This window comes from Mycobacteriales bacterium, from assembly GCA_035690485.1.
Classification (GTDB): domain Bacteria; phylum Actinomycetota; class Actinomycetes; order JAFAQI01; family DASSKL01; genus DASSKL01.
On sequence record DASSKL010000061.1, the window covers coordinates 25,649 to 43,410 of the forward strand.

At 69.2% G+C, this 17,762-nt stretch carries 13 protein-coding genes; 1 reads left to right on the top strand and 12 read right to left on the bottom strand.

The window, feature by feature from the left end; translation table 11 throughout:
- Positions 1-39: 39 nt before the first annotated feature.
- A complete protein-coding gene (gene rpsG, locus VFJ21_08440; protein ID HET7407144.1) occupies positions 40-510 on the bottom strand; it encodes a 30S ribosomal protein S7 in 471 nt (156 codons plus the stop codon).
- Between the two features lies 1 nt (position 511).
- Positions 512-886, bottom strand: coding sequence for a 30S ribosomal protein S12 (gene rpsL / locus VFJ21_08445; protein HET7407145.1), 375 nt, complete (start codon positions 884-886; stop codon positions 512-514).
- A 255-nt stretch (positions 887-1,141) separates the two neighbouring features.
- On the opposite strand from rpsL, the gene VFJ21_08450 reads away from it, so the two are divergent.
- Positions 1,142-1,684: a mismatch-specific DNA-glycosylase gene (locus VFJ21_08450; protein ID HET7407146.1), complete on the top strand. Its 543-nt coding sequence runs from the start codon at positions 1,142-1,144 to the stop codon at positions 1,682-1,684.
- Positions 1,685-1,688: 4 nt separating this feature from the next.
- Here VFJ21_08450 and VFJ21_08455 read toward each other — a convergent pair whose 3' ends face one another.
- The 10 genes from VFJ21_08455 to VFJ21_08500 form a co-directional block, all read right to left on the bottom strand.
- On the bottom strand, positions 1,689-5,684 hold the full coding sequence (locus VFJ21_08455) for a DNA-directed RNA polymerase subunit beta' (GenBank protein ID HET7407147.1): 3,996 nt from the start codon (positions 5,682-5,684) through the stop codon (positions 1,689-1,691).
- Positions 5,685-5,728: 44 nt separating this feature from the next.
- On the bottom strand, positions 5,729-9,187 hold the full coding sequence (gene rpoB / locus VFJ21_08460) for a DNA-directed RNA polymerase subunit beta (protein ID HET7407148.1): 3,459 nt from the start codon (positions 9,185-9,187) through the stop codon (positions 5,729-5,731).
- 230 nt (positions 9,188-9,417) lie between these two features.
- On the bottom strand, positions 9,418-10,146 hold the full coding sequence (locus VFJ21_08465; GenBank protein HET7407149.1) for a hypothetical protein: 729 nt from the start codon (positions 10,144-10,146) through the stop codon (positions 9,418-9,420).
- A complete protein-coding gene (locus VFJ21_08470; protein HET7407150.1) occupies positions 10,143-10,793 on the bottom strand; it encodes a hypothetical protein in 651 nt (216 codons plus the stop codon). Before VFJ21_08470 ends, VFJ21_08465 begins: the two co-directional genes overlap by 4 nt.
- On the bottom strand, positions 10,760-12,148 hold the full coding sequence (locus VFJ21_08475) for an MlaD family protein (GenBank protein ID HET7407151.1): 1,389 nt from the start codon (positions 12,146-12,148) through the stop codon (positions 10,760-10,762). Before VFJ21_08475 ends, VFJ21_08470 begins: the two co-directional genes overlap by 34 nt.
- On the bottom strand, positions 12,145-13,320 hold the full coding sequence (locus VFJ21_08480) for an MCE family protein (protein ID HET7407152.1): 1,176 nt from the start codon (positions 13,318-13,320) through the stop codon (positions 12,145-12,147). Before VFJ21_08480 ends, VFJ21_08475 begins: the two co-directional genes overlap by 4 nt.
- On the bottom strand, positions 13,317-14,435 hold the full coding sequence (locus VFJ21_08485; protein ID HET7407153.1) for an MCE family protein: 1,119 nt from the start codon (positions 14,433-14,435) through the stop codon (positions 13,317-13,319). The genes VFJ21_08480 and VFJ21_08485 overlap by 4 nt, the downstream gene beginning before the upstream one ends.
- Complete coding sequence (locus VFJ21_08490; GenBank protein ID HET7407154.1) at positions 14,432-15,421, bottom strand: MCE family protein; 990 nt, start codon at positions 15,419-15,421, stop codon at positions 14,432-14,434. The genes VFJ21_08485 and VFJ21_08490 overlap by 4 nt, the downstream gene beginning before the upstream one ends.
- The gene (locus tag VFJ21_08495) at positions 15,418-16,485 is read right to left on the bottom strand and encodes an MlaD family protein (GenBank protein ID HET7407155.1); all 1,068 of its coding nucleotides are present in this window, start codon (positions 16,483-16,485) and stop codon (positions 15,418-15,420) included. Before VFJ21_08495 ends, VFJ21_08490 begins: the two co-directional genes overlap by 4 nt.
- A complete protein-coding gene (locus tag VFJ21_08500; protein HET7407156.1) occupies positions 16,482-17,762 on the bottom strand; it encodes an MCE family protein in 1,281 nt (426 codons plus the stop codon). Before VFJ21_08500 ends, VFJ21_08495 begins: the two co-directional genes overlap by 4 nt.

The window sequence follows — 17,762 nt, forward strand, 5'->3', positions numbered from 1 at the left end:
GGTCGCGGGGTCGCCGCGCGGACGGGTCGGGCCGGCGGGTTACCAGCGGTAGTGGGCGAAGGCCTTGTTGGACTCCGCCATCTTGTGGGTGTCTTCGCGCCGCTTGACCGCGGCACCGAGACCGTTGCTTGCGTCGAGCAGCTCGTTCATGAGCCGCTCGGTCATCGTCTTCTCGCGGCGCTGGCGGGAGTAGGCGACCAGCCAGCGCAGCGCCAGGGTGGTGCTGCGGCCGGGCTTGACCTCGACCGGCACCTGGTAGGTCGCGCCGCCGACCCGCCGGCTCTTGACCTCGAGCGTCGGCTTGACGTTGTCGAGCGCGCGCTTGAGCGTGATGACGGGGTCGGTGCCGGTCTTCGCGCGGCAGCCCTCGAGCGCCTCGTAGACGATGCGCTCGGCGATCGACCGCTTGCCGCTCTGCAGCACCTTGTTGACGAGCGAGGTGACCAGCGGCGAGCCGTAGACGGGGTCGACGGTCACCGGGTGGCGAGGAGCGGGGCCCTTGCGCGGCATCTCAGCTCTTCTCCTTCTTCGCGCCGTAGCGGCTGCGGGCCTGCTTGCGGCCGCGCACGCCCTGCGTGTCGAGCGTGCCGCGAACGATCTTGTAGCGGACGCCCGGCAGGTCCTTCACCCGGCCGCCACGGACGAGCACGATCGAGTGCTCCTGGAGGTTGTGCCCGACACCGGGGATGTAGGCCGTGATCTCGATGCCGCTGGTCAGCCGGACGCGCGCCACCTTGCGCAGCGCGGAGTTGGGCTTCTTCGGCGTGGTCGTGTAGACGCGCGTGCAGACGCCGCGGCGCTGGGGGCTCCCCTTGAGCGCCGGGGTCTTGGTCTTCTCGACCTTGTCCTGCCGGCCCTTGCGGACCAGCTGCTGGATCGTGGGCAACCGCGTCTCCGTCGTCGTTCGGTGTGATGGTCTGAGGCTCCGCCCACCCCCGCGGTCGGGTGTGTCGGCCCGGCCGGGACCCGTCACGTGCAACCGTTGACGGGAGGGTGGTCGTCGCACGCCTCACCGAGAGGCGCGCGGATGGGCCCGGGTCGCCCCAGGCACGAAGATGAAGACTAGCCGACGCTCGCGCCGACGGTCAAAGCGGGGCCCCACGCAGAGACCGGCTCGGCGACGCTCGGGTTGGATGACCGCATGCCGACCCGACCGGAGCTGCTGGCGGCCTACGGCAGCACGATCCCCGACCTGGTCGCACCCGGCATCCGCGTGCTGCTCGTCGGCATCAACCCGTCGCTCTACTCCGGCTGGTCGGGTCATCACTTCGCGAGCCCGGGCAACCGGCTGTGGCGCACGCTGCACGAGGCCGGCCTCACCCCGCGCACGTTGCACGCGTCGGAGCAGGGCGCGATCCTCGCCAGCGGTCTCGGGATCACGAACCTGGTCGCCCGGGCAACGGCCCGAGCCGACGAGCTCACCGACGACGAGCTGCGCGCCGGGGTCGCCCCGCTCACCGCGCTCGCCGAACGGGTCGGCCCCGCATGGGTGGCGTTCCTCGGGCTGTCGGCGTACCGCGTGGCGTTCGGCGAGCCGCGGGCGAAGATCGGCGCGCAGCAGCGCACGCTCGGGCCCGCTGGGGTCTGGCTGCTGCCCAACCCCAGCGGGCTCAACGCGCACTACCAACAACCCGCGCTGACGGCGGCGTACGCCGAACTGCGAGAAGTCGCCTACTCGAGCTGACGGTCTACCTGTAGTCCCGGTAGTCGAAGTCCTCGAGCGGGACAGCCTCGCCGGAGCCGGTGCCGAAGGCGTACTGCGACTCGTCGTACTCGACCATCGAGTAGACCGCGGCACGCGCCTCCTCGGTGGGCTCGACCCGGACGTTGCGGTAGCGGCTGATGCCGGTGCCGGCCGGGATGAGCTTGCCGATGATGACGTTCTCCTTCAGCCCCAGCAACGAGTCGCTGCGGGCGTGGATTGCGGCGTCGGTGAGCACCCGCGTCGTCTCCTGGAAGGACGCGGCCGACAGCCACGACTCGGTCGCGAGCGACGCCTTGGTGATGCCCATGAGCACCGGGCGGGCCGCCGCCGGCTGGCCACCATCCGCGACGACGCGGCGGTTCTCGGCCTCGAAGCGCGGCCGCTCGACGAGCTCGCCGGGCAGCAGGTCGGTGTCACCCGACTCGAGGATGTTCACCCGCTTCAGCATCTGCCGGATGATGATCTCGATGTGCTTGTCGTGGATCGTCACGCCCTGCGAGCGGTAGACCTCCTGCACCTCGCGGACGAGGTGCAGCTGGACCGCCCGCGGGCCGAGGATGCGGAGCACCTCGTGAGGGTCGACGGCACCGGCGTGCAGCTGCTGACCGACCTCGACGTGGGCCCCTTCCTCGACGCGCCACTGGCCCATCCGGGCCCGCTCGGCCTCCGAGTCGATCCACTTCCACGCGAGCAGGCGCTTGGAGAACGGGTACTCCTTCGGCTCTGACCCGTCGTCGGGGGTGACGACGAACTTCGCCGACTTGTCGGTCTCCTCGATGGCGACCCGGCCGGCGACCTCGCTGATCGGCGCCACGCCCTTGGGCTTGCGGGCCTCGAACAGCTCGACGACACGCGGCAGACCGTGGGTGATGTCCTCACCGGCGACACCGCCGGTGTGGAACGTGCGCATGGTCAGCTGGGTGCCCGGCTCGCCGATGGACTGGGCCGCGACGATGCCGACCGCCTCCCCGACGTCGACGAGCTTGCCGGTCGCGAGCGAGCGGCCGTAGCACATCGAGCAGGTGCCGGTCTTCGACTCGCAAGTGAGTACCGACCGGATGCGGACCTGCTCAACGCCGGCCTCGACCAGGCGGCTGATCATCACGTCGCCGAGATCGGTGCCCGCCTCCGCGAGCACCTTGCCGCCGACCTCGACGGCCTCGGCGAGCGTGCGCGCGTAGATCGAGGTCTCGACGTCGTCGTCCTTGCGGACGATGCCGTCGGGGCCCTTGGTGCCGATCGGGACGAGCACGCCGCGCTCGGTGCCGCAGTCCTGCTCGCGAACGATGACGTCCTGCGACACGTCGACGAGCCGGCGGGTGAGGTAGCCGGAGTCGGCGGTGCGCAGGGCGGTGTCGGCCAGGCCCTTGCGGGCGCCGTGCGTGGAGATGAAGTACTCCAGCACGGTGAGGCCCTCGCGGAAGTTGGTCTTGATCGGCCGCGGGATGATCTCGCCCTTCGGGTTGGCCACCAGGCCACGCATGCCGGCGATCTGGCGCACCTGCATCATGTTGCCGCGCGCGCCGGAGCCGACCATCATCGAGACCGGGTTGTACTTCTCGAAGTTGGCCTCCATCTCGCGGGCGACCTCGGCCGTGGCCTTCGTCCAGATCTCGATGAGCTCCTGGCGGCGCTCGTCGTCGGTGATCACACCGCGCTCGAACTGCTTCTGGACCTTCTCCGCCTGCGCCTCGAACTTCTCGAGGATCTCCTGCTTGCCGGGCGGGGTGACGATGTCGTCGATCGCGATCGTGACACCGGCCCGGGTCGCCCAGTGGAAGCCCGCGTCCTTCAGGGCGTCGAGCGTCGCGGCGACCTGGACCTTCGGGTAGCGCTCGGCCAGCTCGTTGACGATCTCCGACAGCTGCGGCTTGCGGACCTCGTAGTTGACGAACGGGAAGTCCTCGGGCATCGCCTCGTTGAACAGGCAGCGGCCGAGCGTGGTGTCGACCACCATCGGCTGCCCGGGCTCCCAGCCCTCCGGCGTCGGCGCGAGCGTCCGCCGGCCCGACTCGTCGTGGACGTAGATGCCGGGCAGGTCCGGCATCCGGACCTTGATCACGCTCTGCAGGTCGATGTCACCGACGTCGTAGGCCATGATCGCCTCGGCGACCGAGGAGTAGGCCTGCCCGTCGCCCTTGGTGCCGTCGCGGTCGCCGGTCAGGAAGAAGATGCCCAGCACCATGTCCTGGGTCGGCGAGGTGATCGGACGACCGCTCGCCGGCGACAGGATGTTGTTGCTCGACAGCATGAGGATGCGCGCCTCGGCCTGCGCCTCCGCCGACAGCGGCAGGTGCACCGCCATCTGGTCGCCGTCGAAGTCGGCGTTGAACGCGGTGCAGACCAGCGGGTGGATCTGGATGGCCTTGCCCTCGACCAGCTGCGGCTCGAAGGCCTGGATGCCGAGGCGGTGCAGGGTCGGTGCGCGGTTGAGCAGCACCGGGTGCTCGGTGATGACCTCCTCGAGCACGTCCCACACGACCGGGCGCTGCCGCTCGACCATCCGCTTGGCGCTCTTGATGTTCTGCGCGTGGTTGAGGTCGACCAGCCGCTTCATGACGAACGGCTTGAACAGCTCGACCGCGATCTGCTTGGGCAGGCCGCACTGGTGCAGCTTGAGCTGAGGGCCGACGACGATGACCGACCGGGCGGAGTAGTCGACGCGCTTGCCGAGCAGGTTCTGGCGGAAGCGGCCCTGCTTGCCCTTGAGCATGTCGGACAGCGACTTCAGCGGGCGGTTGCCCGGGCCGGTGACCGGCCGGCCGCGGCGGCCGTTGTCGAACAGCGCGTCGACGGCCTCCTGCAGCATCCGCTTCTCGTTGTTGACGATGATCTCGGGCGCACCGAGGTCGAGCAGCCTCTTCAGCCGGTTGTTGCGGTTGATGACCCGGCGGTAGAGGTCGTTGAGGTCGCTGGTGGCGAACCGGCCACCATCGAGCTGGACCATCGGGCGCAGGTCCGGCGGGATGACCGGGACGCAGTCGAGGACCATGCCCATCGGGCTGTTGCGGGTGTTGAGGAACGCCGAGACGACCTTGAGCCGCTTGAGAGCCCGGGCCTTCTTCTGGCCCTTGCCGTTGCGGATCGTCTCGCGCAGCGACTCGGCCTCGGACTCGAGGTCGAAGTTCTCGAGGAGGTTCTGCAGCGCCTCGGCGCCCATGCCCGCCTCGAAGTACTCGCCCATCGTGCCGGGCGGGGTCTTCCAGTTGCCCTCGGCGTCGCGCACGCCCTTGCCGAACCGGTCGCGCAGCTCGCGGTAGAGCCGGTCGTCGGGGATCAGCTGCTTGACGGCCAGCTTGCGGAACTCGTCGAGCACCTGCTCGAGCTCCTCGACCTGGCGCTCGGCCCGCTGGCGGATGTTCTTGGCCTCGCGGTCGGCCGAGTCGCGGACCTTGCGCTTGGCGTCGGACTTGGCACCCTCGGCCTCGAGCGCGGCGAGGTCCTCTTCCTGCTTCTTCAGCCGGGTCTCGACGTCGGCGTTCATCCGGTCGACGATGCGCTGCTTCTCCACCCCGATCTGCGCCTCGATCGAGGGCAGGTCGCGGTGCCGGGCGTCGTCGTCGACACCCGTGACGAGGTACGCCGCGAAGTAGATGATCTTCTCGAGGTCCTTGGGGGCCAGGTCGAGCAGGTAGCCGAGCCGGCTGGGGACGCCCTTGAAGTACCAGATGTGGGTGACCGGCGCGGCGAGCTCGATGTGGCCCATCCGCTCGCGCCGGACCTTGGCGCGGGTCACCTCGACGCCGCAGCGCTCACAGATGATGCCCTTGAAGCGGACCCGCTTGTACTTGCCGCAGTAGCACTCCCAGTCGCGGGTCGGACCGAAGATCTTCTCGCAGAAGAGCCCGTCCTTCTCCGGCTTGAGGGTGCGGTAGTTGATCGTCTCGGGCTTCTTGACCTCGCCGTGCGACCACTGCCGGATGTCGTCGGCGGTCGCCAGGCCGATGCGTAGCTCGTCGAAGAAGTTGACGTCGAGCACTCTGTTCCTTCTTTCAGGCCGTGGTCAGCGTGGGAGGGGGGTTCTCAGACCTCTTCGACTGACGACGGCTCCCTTCGACTCAGGTCGATGCCGAGCTCTTCCGCCGCGCGGAAGACGTCCTCGTCGGTGTCGCGCATCTCGAGGGCGACGCCGTCGCTGGAGAGCACCTCGACGTTGAGGCACAGCGACTGCATCTCCTTGATCAGCACCTTGAACGACTCGGGGATGCCCGGCTCCGGGATGTTCTCGCCCTTGACGATCGCCTCGTAGACCTTGACCCGGCCGAGGACGTCGTCGGACTTGATCGTGAGCAGCTCCTGCAGCGCGTAGGCCGCGCCGTAGGCCTCGAGCGCCCACACCTCCATCTCGCCGAAGCGCTGGCCGCCGAACTGCGCCTTACCGCCCAGCGGCTGCTGGGTGATCATGGAGTAGGGGCCGGTCGACCGAGCGTGGATCTTGTCGTCGACGAGGTGGAGCAGCTTCAGGATGTAGATGTAGCCGACCGAGACCGGGTCACGGAACGGCTCGCCGGTACGGCCGTCGTACATCCGTGCCTTGCCGTGGCGACCGACCAGCTTGGTGCCGTCGCGGTTGGGCAGGGTCGAGTCGAGCAGGCCGCTGATCTCACTTTCGCGCGCGCCGTCGAAGACCGGCGTCGCGACCAGCGTGTCGGGGCTGGCGCTGCCGGCGCCGATGCTCTTGAGGCGCTTGGCCCACTCCTCGGACTTGCCGTCGACCTCCCAGCCGGTCTTGGCGACCCAGCCGAGGTGGGTCTCGAGGACCTGGCCGACATTCATGCGGCCCGGCACGCCGAGCGGGTTGAGGATGATGTCGACCGGCGTGCCGTCCTCGAGGAACGGCATGTCCTCGACCGGCAGGATCCGCGAGATCACGCCCTTGTTGCCGTGCCGGCCGGCGAGCTTGTCACCGTCGGTGATCTTGCGCTTCTGGGCGATGTAGACGCGGACCAGCTCGTTGACGCCGGGCGGCAGCTCGTCGCCCTCCTCGCGGGAGAAGACGCGTACGCCGATGACCTTGCCGCTCTCGCCGTGCGGGACCTTCAGCGAGGTGTCGCGGACCTCACGCGCCTTCTCGCCGAAGATCGCGCGCAGCAGCCGCTCCTCGGGCGTCAGCTCGGTCTCGCCCTTCGGCGTGACCTTGCCGACGAGCACGTCGCCCGGCACCACGTCGGCGCCGATGCGGATGATGCCGCGGTCGTCGAGGTCGGCGAGGACCTCCTCGCTGACGTTGGGGATGTCGCGAGTGATCTCCTCGGGCCCGAGCTTGGTGTCACGGGCGTCGACCTCATGCTCCTCGATGTGGATCGAGGAGAGCACGTCGTCCTGCACGAGGCGCTGCGACAGGATGATCGCGTCCTCGTAGTTGTGGCCCTCCCACGGCATGAACGCCACGAGGAGGTTCTTGCCGAGGGCCATCTCGCCGTTGGCCGTGCAGGGGCCGTCGGCGATGACGGTGCCCACCTCGACGCGGTCGCCCTCGTCGACGATCGGGCGCTGGTTGATGCAGGTGCCCTGGTTGGAGCGGCGGAACTTCGCCAGCCGGTAGGTGCGGTGGGTGCCGTCATCGGCGGCCACCGTCACGTAGTCGGCGGAGACCTCCTCGACGACGCCGGGCTTCTCGGCCACCACGACATCGCCGGCGTCGACGGCCGCGCGGTACTCCATGCCGGTGCCGACCAGCGGGGCCTCGCTGCGCAGCAGCGGCACGGACTGGCGCTGCATGTTGGAGCCCATGAGCGCGCGGTTGGCGTCGTCGTGCTCCAGGAACGGGATCATCGCGGTCGCGACGGAGACCATCTGCCGCGGCGAGACGTCCATGTAGTCGACCTGGTCGGGTGCGAGGTAGTCGACCTCGCCGCCCTTCTTGCGGACCAGCACGCGGGCCTCGGCGAACGCGCCGTTGGCCGTCAGCGGCGCATTGGCCTGCGCGATGACGTGGCGGTCCTCCTCGTCGGCCGACAGGTAGTCGATCTGGTCGGTGACCTTGCCGCTCTCGACCTTGCGGTAGGGCGTCTCGACGAACCCGAAGGCGTTGACGCGCGCGTAGGTCGACAGCGACCCGATCAGGCCGATGTTGGGACCTTCCGGCGTCTCGATCGGGCACATGCGGCCGTAGTGGCTCGGGTGCACGTCGCGGACCTCGAAGCCGGCGCGCTCCCGGGACAGACCGCCGGGGCCCAGCGCCGACAGCCGGCGCTTGTGGGTCAGCCCCGCGAGGGGGTTGGTCTGGTCCATGAACTGGCTGAGCTGGGAGGTCCCGAAGAACTCCTTGATGCTCGCCACGACCGGCCGGATGTTGATCAGGGTCTGCGGCGTGATCGCCTCGACGTCCTGAGTCGTCATGCGCTCGCGCACCACCCGCTCCATGCGGGCGAGGCCGATGCGGACCTGGTTCTGGATCAGCTCGCCGACCGTGCGCAGCCGCCGGTTGCCGAAGTGGTCGATGTCGTCGGGCTCGAAACCGGCGTCACCGCGGTGCAGCCGGCAGATGTAGTCGATCGCCGCGACGATGTCGTCCTCGGTGAGGACGCCAGTCGAGGTGGGGGCGTCGAGGCCGAGCTTGCGGTTGACCTTGTAGCGCCCGACCTTCGCCAGGTCGTAGCGCTTCTGGTTGAAATAGAGGTTGGTCAGCAGCGTCTCGGCCGCGTCGCGCGTGGGGGGCTCCCCCGGGCGCAGCTTGCGGTAGATGTCGACGAGCGCCTCGTCCTGCGTGGACGTGTGGTCCTTCTCCAGCGTGGTGCGGATCGACTCGAACTCGCCGAAGCGCTCGAGAATCCGGGCCTCGTCCCAGCCCAGCGCGCGCAGCAGGACGGTGACCGGCTGGCGGCGCTTGCGGTCGATGCGGACGCCGACGGTGTCGCGCTTGTCGACCTCGAACTCCAGCCACGCGCCGCGGCTCGGGATGACCTTGCAGCCGAAGACCTCGCGGTCGCTGGTCTTGTCGAGCGCCCGGTCGAAGTAGACGCCGGGCGAGCGGACGAGCTGGCTGACGACGACCCGCTCGGTGCCGTTGATGACGAAGGTGCCGCTCGGCGACATGAGCGGGAAGTCGCCCATGAAGACCGTCTGGCTCTTGATCTCGCCGGTCTCGTTGTTGGTGAACTCGGCGGTGACGAACAGCGGCGCCGAGTAGGTCATGTCCTTGTCCTTGCACTCCTCCACGGAGTACTTGGGCTCGTCGAGGCGCGGCTCGCGGAACTCGAGGGACATCGATCCGGAGAAGTCCTGGATCGGGGACAGCTCGGCGAGGATCTCCTCGAGACCCGACGGGACGTCGGAGCCGACCTCGGCGCGCCACTGGGGCTCGCCGACCAGCCACTTGAACGAGGAGGTCTGCAGCGCCAGGAGGTCGGGCACCTCGAGCGGCTCGGCGATCCGCGCGAAGGAGATGCGGCGGCCACGGGAACTCTGGCTGGGAGTGCGTGAATCAGGGGTGAAACTGTCGGAGGCGGTGCGCGAGGCGGCCAACAGCGGTCCTTCCACAGTGCTCGCGATCGGTGCGCGCGCACGCCGAGCGACCCGGGATCAGCGGGCTCGGGGGTGGGCAGCGCAAAGTGACAGTGTAGCGAACTGGCCACACTGCTGTCGAGACGCACCGGAGACGGTGCCCCATAGGGTTGTCACTGCTGAGGGAAGGATCACCCGGGAGGCGTCTCCCGTCAAGCAGCAGCGCCCGGTCGGTGTGCGAAATCGCGGCCGCGCCCAGACCGCGACTACAGCGCCTCGAGCTTGCTCAGCAGCCAGCGACCGCCGTCCTTGACCATGGTCACCCGCACCCGGCTCTGGTCGATGCGCGGCTGCGCGTGCTTGGTGTTGGTGCTGGTCTGGTCGACGAAGAGCAGGACGGTCGCCGAGTCGGCGCTGACGTTGCGGGCGCCGGCCGCGGTCACCTCGGCGGTCACCACCGCGTGGTACTGCTTCGCCGTCGGCGCCACGGCCTTCGTCGTCTCCTCGTAGTCCTTGGCGAACCCGGGAGTCAGCAGCTTGCGGCCGGCGGTGAAGTCCTGGTCGAGGTGGCGGTAGTCGTAGGACAGCACCCCTTGCACGGCGCTGCGCGCGGCGGCGACCGCCTGGGTGCGCGCGTCGGCCACCGAGTCGGCCTGACGGACGTGCGCCACCTCGAGGCCGGCCGCGACCGACAGGGCGATCGCGAGCACGCCGAGAGCCCAGGGCAGCACGGCCGCGAGACGCGGGCCGGCCGGTGACCGGCGACGGGTCGGCCCCTCGGCGGCGAGAGCGGACGGCTCGTCCGCGGACGACGTCTCGCCCGAAGGGCCCGTCGCCGCCGGGAAGCTCGCCTCTTCCGCGAGCGCGGGCTCCTCGGGCGGTGTCGTCTCGTCGGCCAACGCCGCCTCCTCCGAAGTGACCTGCGCGTCGCCGGCGGGCTGCCCGCTGTCCCTGCTCGCGCGGCGCCCCGGGCCGTCGCCGCCCTCGGCGCTCATGCGACCGGCTGGACGTTGGCGACGAGCCACTGGCCGCCGATCTTCTTCAGGTCGATGCGCAACCGGTAGTGCTTGACCACGCCCTTCGGCGCCTGGGTGTTGGTGATGGTGTCGTCGACCGCGACGAGCACGGTGGCGTCGCTGGAGCCGGCCGAGACGATCGCCGCGTCGACGACCTGGCCGGTCGCCACCGCCTTGCTCTGCTGGATGACCTGGGCGAGCACCTTGCTCTGCTTGTCGAAGTCGGCCTTGAAGGCGCCGGTGGCCCCGTCGCGTACCCGCTTGTAGTCGGCGTCGAGGTGCCGGTAGTCGTAGCTGGTGAAGTTGACCGCCGCCTGCCGCGCCGAGGCGAGCGCCGACTCGCGCTGGGAGGTGACCGAGTCGCGGCTCGACGCCTTGCTGAGGAACACCGCGAACACGACGGCGGCCGCGATGACCACGACGGCGAGGACCGCGCTGACCGTCGTACGCGTCAGCCACCTCGGGAACCGGCGCCGGGCCGCGAGCGCATTCCCCGCGTCGGCCGCGGGTTGCTGCGGCTCGCTGTCGACGGGTGGGGTCTCGGAGTAGGTGTCCGGCACGATCGCTGCCTTCGCGTGGGGGGCGGGGACGGTCAGTCCGAGGCCGCCGGGGCCAGCAGCAGCCACCGCCAGGAACCCGGGCCGAGGACCCGCTGACCGCCGGTGGTGCCGAGCTGGTAGGCCTCGCCGCCCGGACCGAACAGCAGACCGCTCACCGGATCATATGTCGTCACGGCCGGGCCGGAGCCCGCCGACGCGGCCCCGCCCGAGGGCGCCGGGAGCGACGGTGCGCCGCCCGAACCGCCGGAGCCGGACGACGCCGTCCCGGTGTCGGACGCCGGCTGATCGGTGGTGTCACCCGGCGGACGCGGCGCGTTGCGCGATCCGCGGACGTTGATCTGGCTGTCGTGCGGCTCCCGGCAGTCGGTGTTGAGGTTGGCCTTGCCGCCGAAGGCCTCCGGGTTGGTCTTCGGGTCGAGGGTGTTGTTGCGCCACTCGCTCTGCGGGATGTAGCCGTTGGTGCAGACGGGCGCCTGGTCGGTCGCCACGAGACCGAAGTGGCCGGTGCCGTCACCGGGGCTGGCGAGGAAGCCGTTGGCCACGCTCGCCGGGTAGAGCGTCAGCATCACCTTGAGCCCGGGCAACCGCGCCGCCTGGATCGAGTTGACCGTCACGAGGTTGCCGAGCAGGATCGGCAGCGCCGACCGGTTGTCCTGCAGCAGCTGGGTGATCTGGTTGGCGCTGGTCACGCCGTTGTCGAGCACGGATCGGATGGCCGGGTCGTCGGTCACCAGCTGCTGGGAGAACGTCGCCAGCTGCTTCGCGAACGTCTGGAAGTCGCCGCGGATGGCCTGCTGGGTGTCGAGCACGGTCTTGCTGTCGTTGATGAGGGCGACGGTCTGCGGCAGCGCACTCTGAGCGGCCTTCGTCAGGGCGTCGCCCTGGTCGATGAGCCGCTGCAGGTCGGGACCGAGGTCGCGGAACGCCGCGCCCAGCTCCTCGATGACGGTGCCGAGGTGGTTCTTGTCGACCGAGGACGCCAGCGCGTAGAGGTTCTGCAGGATCGTCGCGTCGTCGATGGGCGTCGACGTGCGCGACAGCGGGATCACGCTGCCGTCGTGCAGGTAGGGGCCGCCCTTGGACTGCGGCACGATGTCGACGAACTGCTCGCCGACCGCCGACAGGTTCACGACCTTCGCCTTGGCGTCGGCCGGGATGTGGAACTTCGGGTCGATGGCCATCGTGACCGCGACGCCGTCGGGGACCACTTGGAGGTCCTGGACGCGGCCGGCCTCCACGCCGCGCACGGAGACCGCGGCGTTCTTGAAGATGCCGCCGGAGTCCGCGAAGTGGGCGGTGACGCGGTACTGCGGGTTGAAGGGGCGTACGCCGACGTAGGAGAAGCCCGCATAGGCGATGCCCGCGGCGGACAGCAGGATGAAGATCGCAAGCTGGATCTTGACGCGACGGCTGAGGATCATCGCAGGCCTCCCTGCAGGAGGCCGCCGAGCCCGCCGAGCACCCCGCCGACACCGCCGGGCGTCGTGCCGGGCTTGGGCAGCAGGTCACCGAGGCTGGGCAGCTGGCCGATGCCGAGCAGACCACCGTTGCCCTGCGGCAGGTTCGGGATCGTCGGCGTCGGCGCCGGGCCGGTCGGCGGGGCGAGGATGCGGAACAACGTGTCCGCGGCGAGCGTGACCCGCAGGCCGGTGTAGTCGCCCGGGATCGCGTTGGTGGCGTCCTTCGGGAACGGGTAGTCGAGCAGCAGCTCGAGCGACTTCGGGAGGTTCTGCTCGGCGGCGGCGAGCTTGGTGAGCACCGGCGCGAGGTTGTTGAGGTTCTTCACGGTGTCCTCGCGGCTGGCCGTGATGATGCGGTTGCCGACCTCGCCGAGCTTGGACATGTGCTGCAGCAGGTCGACCAGCTGGACCCGGTTGTCGGCCAGCACCTTCAGGCCCGGCCCGATGTCCTTCAGCGCGGTCGCGATCGTGCCGTTCTGGGCGGCGAGCTTCCCGCTGAGCTTGTCGAGCTCGGTCAGCGCCCGGACGATCTCGGACTTCTGCGCGTCGAGACCGGCCACGAACGTCGTGAGCTGGTTGAGCAGGTCCTTGACCTGGCTTTCGCGACCCTGGAGCGCCTTGGTCAGCTCGACGTTGATGGTCTGCAGGTTGGCCAGGCCACCGCCGTTGAGGACGCCGGACAGCAGCGCGAAGACCTGCTCGACGTCGGGGTAGTCGACGGTGTTCTGGTTGCGCAGGGTGGTGCCGGGTCGCAGCACGCCCGTCGGCACGACGCCGTCTGGCGGCCCGATACCGATGAACTTCTCGCCGAGCAGCGTCGTCTGCTGCAGGGTGGCGATGCTGTTGGCGGGCAGCTTCACCGACTTCTTGATGCGCATCTGCACGAGCGCCTTGAAGTCCTTCGTCAGCGTGATCTTGTCGACGCTGCCGACCGCAACGTCGTTGACCCGCACCGCCGACTGGGGCACCAGGTCGAGCACGTTGTCGAAGACCGCGTTGACCTGGTAGGTCGGCGAACCGAACGCCGCACCGCCGGGGAGGCTCAGGTCGGAGATGCCGGTGAAGTTGCAGCCGGTCGCGCAGACGAGGACGGCGATCGCGGCCGCGACCGGACGAAACAGGCGCGCTCTCATTGGCCCGCCTTCAACAGCTGCATGATCTCCTGCGTGGGCGACAGGGTGGAGGGCACGGCCGTCGGCAGGCCCAGGCTCGGGCAGGGCTGGTGGGTGACCGCCGAGTAGAGGAAGCAGGCCGGGTTGGTCGGGTTGCTCGGGTTGCCGAAGTCGTTCTCGAAGTCACCGCGCGAGTCGAGCGTGTGGTAGGTCGCGTTGTAGGCCAGCGTGAGGTTCTGCAGGCCGAGCGGGGCGTCGTCGAGGATCTCGGTGAGGTCGCGCTGCCGGTTGACCAGGATGTTGGTGATGTCGGTCAGCTGCTTGACGTCGGTGGTCAGCGTGCTGCGGTTGTCCCGGACGAAGCTGCCCACCTGGCCGAGCGCGACCGCCAGGTTGCGCAGCGCTGCGTCGAGCTCCTCCCGGTCGCCCGCGAGGATCGTCGAGACCTGCGCCAGATCGGTGTTGAGCTTGCGCACGTCGGTGTCGTGGCTGGCCAGGTTGGTCGTGAACTTCTGCAGGTTGGTCAACGTGCCGAACAGGTCCTCCTTGTGCCCCGACAGCGTCGAGATGGCCTGGGAGAAGTTCTGCAGCGCGGTGTTCAGCTTGTCGCCGTTGCCCTTGAGGTTGGCGGCGCCGACGTCGACCAGCCGTGACAGCGCGCCGTTCTTGTTCGCGCCGTTCGGGCCGAGCGCGACGTTGAGCTGGTTGAGGTTGCCGAAGATCTGGTCGAGCTCCAGCGGGATCGCGGTGCGCGACTCGGGGATCGTCGCGTTGTCGGCCATCTTCGGCCCGCCGGTGTAGGCCGGGGTCAGCTCGACGTAGCGGTCGCTGACGATCGACGGCGGGATGATGACGGCACCGGCGTTGGCGGGCACCGGATGGCTCCCGTCGTAGTCCATGACGACCTTGACGCGGGTGCCCTGCGGCTGGATCTTCGTGACCTTGCCGACCGGCACGCCGAGGATGCGCACGCTGGAGCCCTCGTAGAGGCCGATCGTCTGCGGGAAGTAGGCGGTGAGCTTCATCGAGCCGCCACCGCTGCCGAAGGCCGCGGTGCCGCCGAAGACTGCCGCGATCACGACCGCCGCCGCCCCGAACGCGATGATCGCGACCCGGCCGGCGCCGTAGCGCTTCACCCTCCACCTCCGCTGCCGGCGCCGCCCTGCACGGCCGGGAAGGCGCCCGGCGGCAGATCGGCGATGAAGTTGTCGAAGAAGTGACCGTTGCCGAGGGTGTTGTCGAAGTTGCGGACGAACGGCGCCAGCTCGTGGATCGCCGTGTCGAGGTCGTCGCGGTGCTTCTCCAGGATGTTGAGCACCGAGTGCAGGTTGTCGAGCGCCGGCGAGAGCGCCGCGCGGTTCTCGTTGACCAGCGCGGTCAGCTGGCTCGCCAGGTCGGCGGTGTTGACGAGCAGGTCGTGGATCACGGCCCGCTGGTCCTCGACCAGCTGCAGCACCACGTCGGCGTCCTGGATCAGCTTGGTGATCTGCTCGTTGCGGCTCGCGAGGACGCCGCTGACCGAGTTGGCGTGCTTGAGCAGCTCGCCGAGCTCCTGGTCGCGAGAGGAGATGGTCTGGGAGAGGCGCGACAGACCCTGTAGCGACTGCGACACCTCGGGCGGGGTGTCCTTGAACGTCGACGCGAGCGTGTCGAACGCCTTGGCCAGCTGGTCGGTGTCGATCTCGCCGGCGCGCTTGCCCAGGCCGATGAACGCCTCGGTCACGATCAGCGGGGTGGTGGTGCGGCTCACCGGGATCGTGCCGTGCAGGTCGCCCGGACCGTCGGGGGTCAGGTCGATGAACTTCTGCCCGAGCAACGTCTTGATCTTGATGTCTGCTCGCGCCTGGTCACCGAGGCGTACGCCGGAGTTGTCGGTGAACGCGACCCGCACGACCGATCCGTGCAGCTCGACGGACTTCACCGAGCCGACCTTGATGCCGGCGATGCGGACGTCGTCCTTCGGCTGCAGCCCGCTGGAGTTGGCGAAGTCTGCGGTCAGGGTGCGGCCCGCGCCGATGAGCGGCAGCTTGTCGACGTTGAAGGCGAGCACCAGGAATCCGAGCAGCAGGCCGACCCCGATCAGGGCGATCGGGATCGGGTTGCGCTCGCGGAACGGCTTCACGGCTGCCCCGCCGCTTCCTTGTTGTAGACGGTGTTGCAGACCGGCACGTTGTTGTGGATCGTCGGCGTCGTGATCTTCGTGCCGCCGCTGGTGAACGACCCGTCCACGTCGCAGAGGTAGAAGTTGAACCACGAGCCGTAGGTTGCGGTGCGGATGATCGTGTTGAGCTTGTCGGGGAAACGGCCCAGGAACTCATCGAGGAAGACGTCGCCCTGGTCGTTCTTCGTGTTGGCGAGGTAGTCGGCGGCCTTCGACAGCTGGGTCAGGTCGACCGGGAGCGCAGGCCGGATCTGCTCGATCAGCAGCGCGGTGTTGCCGGCCAGCTGGTCGATGTTGCCCAGCGAGTCACGGATCGCCTCGCGGTCGCCGGCCAGCCCGGTGACCAGGCGCTGGAGCTGGCTGACCAGCTCGTCGAGCCCGCCCGAGTTGGCGTCGACGGTGGCGACCGTCGAGCTGAGGTTGTCGATGACCTGGCCGATGATCTTGTCGCGGTCGGCGAGCGCGTTGGTGAGCGACGCGGTGTGGATCACCAGCTGGTCGACGGTCGGCCCGGTGCCCTGGAAGGTCTGGATGATCTCGTAGGCGAGCTGGTTGACCTGGTCGGGCGTCAGCGCCTGGAACAGCGGGCGGAAGCCGTTGAACAGCGTCGTCAGGTCGAGCGCCGGCTGGGTCTGCGCCAGCGGGATCGTGCCGCCGGGCTTCAGGGCCGCGCCGCTGCCGGGCCCCGGCACCAGGTCGAGGTAGCGCTGGCCGACGAGGTTGCGGAACTTGAGCTCGGCCTGGGTGCCCTGCGTCAGCGGCACGTCCTTGTCGACGGTGAAGGTCACGTCGGCGTACTTGCGGTCCGCGAGGTGAACACCGCTCACCTGGCCGACTCGCACGCCCGCGATGCGCACGTCGTCGCCGCTGAGCAGGCTGGTCGCGTCGGTGAACATCGCGTGGTAGGTGTGCGTGCTGCGGAACTGGATGTTGGCGATCGTGAACGCCAGGATCGTGGTGACGATCAGGGTGATGACCGTGAAGATCGTCAGCTTCACGAAGCTGGCGAGGGTCTTGCCTCTCATGACAGGCCCACCGCCATCCCCCGCATCATCGGCCCGGCGAGCAGCGTCGCCAGCCCGGCGGGCACGTCGTCGCTCGGCATGTTCATGACCGGAGCGAGCAGCGCGGTGACGAACTGCTGCTCCGCGGTGCTACCGACCGGGCCGATGTCGTAGTCGGCCTGAGTGGTGCGGGTCGGGTTGGCCGCCGGCTGCTGGGTGTAGGCCGACGGGTAGGCGGAGCTCTGCGGGCTGCTGGGCAACCCGTGGCAGTCGGGGCCGGTGATCGTGTCGTACTTGGGCAGGTCGGCCGGGTAGGTGTAGGCCCCGCGGTCGGGGACGTACTCGAGGGTGATGTGCAGGTAGGGCCCCGGACCGAACGCCTGGTTGAGCCGCGGCTCGAGGGTCGCCAGCCCGTTGAGCAGGCAGGTGAACTCCGGCGAGTAGTAAGCGAGCACGTCGGTCACCGGCCGGCTCACGTGAGCGAGGCTGATGATGCGGTCGGCGTTCTCACCGAAGACCTGCGTCGCCGTGTCGGCGAACGTCGCGGTCTGCCGCAGGAAGTCGGCGTAGGTGTCCTGCTTGTCGGTCAGCGTGCGCGCGTTGACCGCGAAGTTGCGGGCCTGCGCCAGGATCGAGGGCGCGGCCTCGTCGAGCGACGACGCGAGGTCGGCCAGGCCGGAGATGTCGTGCTGGATCGTCGGCAGGTGCGCGTTGAGCTTGCGGAAGTAGTCGTCGGCCAGCGAGAGGTTCTTGCCGAGCTCCTCACCGCGTCCCCGTAGCGCATCGGCAAGCGCCGACAGCGTCTGGTTGAGCTGGACCGGCTTCAGCGTCTTGAGCAAGGGCACCAGCTGCTGGAAGACGTTCTGCAGCTCGATCGCAGTCTTCGACCTGTCCTCGGGGATCACGTCGCCCGCGGCGAGACGCACCGTCTCGGGGTGGTCGGGATAGACGAGGTCGACGTACTTCTCACCGAAGAGCGTCTTGGGCAGGATGCGCGCGACCACGTTGGCCGGGATCTCGTGCAGCTTCGAGGGGTCGATCTCCATGTGCAGCGTGGCGATCCGGCCGCTGCTGCTGACCGAGGTGACCTCGCCCACGAGCACGCCGCGCAGCTTCACGTCGGCGGGCACGATCAGCTGGTTGCCGATGTCCTGCGTCTTGAGGGCGACCGGTGCCCAGTTGCGGAACGCGTGACTGTAGAGCGCGCCCGTGAGGGCGATCAGTCCGACGATGACGACGACGAGGGTCAACCCGAGCAGCCGACGCTTGACCGTCGCGCCAATTCCGAGGGCAGGCAT